A 1906-nucleotide genomic window follows, 5' to 3' on the forward strand; every position below is an offset into this window, starting at 1 on the left:
GGGGGGGGGGGGTGCGGCCCCGGGGGGGGTTGTTGTCTGGGGGGGGGGCGGGCGGGCCGCCTTTGGTGTGTGGGGGCGGCCCCCCCCCGCGGCCTGGTGGCGGTCAGCCGGTGACGGTGACGTGGCCGGGTTTGGGCTGAGGCTTGGGGGCGGTCCGGTCACCCGGGTTGTCGCCCTGCTGGTGCCGCTGGCCCGGCACACCCGGCCAGGAGGTCCCGGGGGCGCCGGGCTTGTGCGTCGGTGCGGGGTGGGTGCCGGTGGGCGGGTTGCCCGTCGTGGGCGGCGGGGTGCCGGCGCCGCAGCTGACCGTCGCCACTGTCACCGTGATTGCCATGCCTGCGGCCGGCTTGTTGGGTGCGCCGGACTCGTTTGTGCGGGCGGGGGCGGTGCTGGTGGTCACGGTGATGACCCCGGCGGTGCCGTGGCCGCCGGGTGCGACCTTGAGGTTGCCGCTGCCGCCCTTGGGGGCGCTGGTGGTGATGGCGCCGTTGCGGCAGGTCGCGGTGAACGGCCCAACTGTGGTCCCGCCGACCCGGACGGAGGCGACCTTGGCTTCGGCGAACCCCGCGCCGGCCTGCAGGCTGATGCCGCTGGCCACGACGGCGCCACTGGGGGTGGAGACCGAGCCGCCGGCGGAGGTGATTGCTCCGCTGCTGGACACGCTCGGCCGTGGGGGCTTGATGGTTTCACCGCCGGAGACAGAGATCCCGGTCGCCGTCGACGTCGTCACAGCGGCCGCGAGGGCGGGCGGCGCGGCGGTCGCCGGAGTGCAGCTGGACGCGAGGGTGGTGAGGGTGCCGACGAGGAGCACGCCGGCTCCGACGGCGGCGAGTGCGGTGCGAGTGGTGTTCATGGCAAGTCTCCGAAAAGTGTTGGTGTGATCGGGTTAGCGGGTGAGAACCGGGGTGCCGATGGGCACCGGATCGATGGGGTTGGTGAAGGTGGTGAGGGCGTCGGCGGGAACGCGGATGCATCCGTCGCTGGACGGGCGTCCGAATACGTCGGTGGTGGGCCAGCCGTGGATGCCGGTGGTGCCGGGCCCGCCGCCGTAGGTCGAATAGGTCGTCGAGTGGATCCCGAGCGGGAAGATCACCGGGCTGAACTTCTGCTTCGCGTCGGTCATCGAGGCAAGCACGAACGTCCGCCCCGCCGGGGTCGGTGCCGCCGCGGTGCCGACGCCGACGCTCCAGGTGCCGACCTGCTGATGGTCGCGATACAGCGTGAGCCGGAACGCGGCCCGGTCGATGACGATCCGGTCGGTCGTCCACCGGGTCGTGAGCGTGCCGTTCTGGGTGGAGAGCCATCCGGTGGAGCCGTTGGGACGTGACGGCAGCAGCGCTTGCACCCAGCCCGGTTCCTCGGCGATCACCGGAACCCACGTGTCGGACCCGAGCTGTGTGGTCGGCAGGGCCGCGATGGCCGAACCGCCCGGCTGTCCGTACACCGGCACCGGCTCGGTCGGATGCACGAGTTGCCCGTCCGGGACCTCGTCTGCGGTCGCGTCCTGCGGAGCGGCCGGGATGGTGCCGAAGGTGCTGGCCTCGGGCAGGCCAGCAAGGTTCGGGATAGCGCGGGCGGCCACGACCGGGGCGTGCAGTTCGGCCCCCAGTTCGACCGGCTCGGTGCCGCGGGCGCCGTCGGCTGAGGGCTGCGACGGTGCGAGGAGTGCGCCTGCGGTGCCGACCAGCGCGATCCCGGTCATCCAGAGCGCGAGCATCCGCCACCGATTCGGCGCCGGCTGTGGCGTCTCGGACATGGACAGTCCTTCCTCAAGGTCGTTGGAGGTCGCGGTGGGGGGGCGCCCCGTTTGTGGGGGCCCCCCCCCGCAAAAAATTTGTTTTTAAGGGGGGGTAGGGGGTTTATACCGGGCGGGGGGGTTGGGGGGCCCGGTGGGTTTGAGAAACGC

General features: G+C 72.6%; 2 protein-coding genes. Both read right to left on the minus strand.

Going from position 1 to position 1906, the window contains the following annotated elements:
• Positions 1–103: 103 nt before the first annotated feature.
• On the minus strand, positions 104–853 hold the full coding sequence (locus ACFVYA_RS49865) for a hypothetical protein (RefSeq protein WP_387055693.1): 750 nt from the start codon (positions 851–853) through the stop codon (positions 104–106).
• Positions 854–886: 33 nt separating this feature from the next.
• A complete protein-coding gene (locus ACFVYA_RS49870; RefSeq protein WP_387055695.1) occupies positions 887–1756 on the minus strand; it encodes a L,D-transpeptidase in 870 nt (289 codons plus the stop codon).
• Positions 1757–1906: the final 150 nt, after the last annotated feature.

This window comes from Amycolatopsis sp. NPDC058278 (assembly GCF_042881395.1).
Taxonomy (GTDB): Bacteria; Actinomycetota; Actinomycetes; order Mycobacteriales; family Pseudonocardiaceae; genus Amycolatopsis.

What these genes read in the sequence shown, in the direction of transcription:
- ACFVYA_RS49865 (WP_387055693.1), bottom strand. Translation starts at nt 853, where the DNA reads ATGAACACCACTCGCACCGCACTCGCCGCCGTCGGAGCCGGCGTGCTC.
- ACFVYA_RS49870 (WP_387055695.1), bottom strand. Translation starts at nt 1,756, where the DNA reads ATGTCCGAGACGCCACAGCCGGCGCCGAATCGGTGGCGGATGCTCGCG.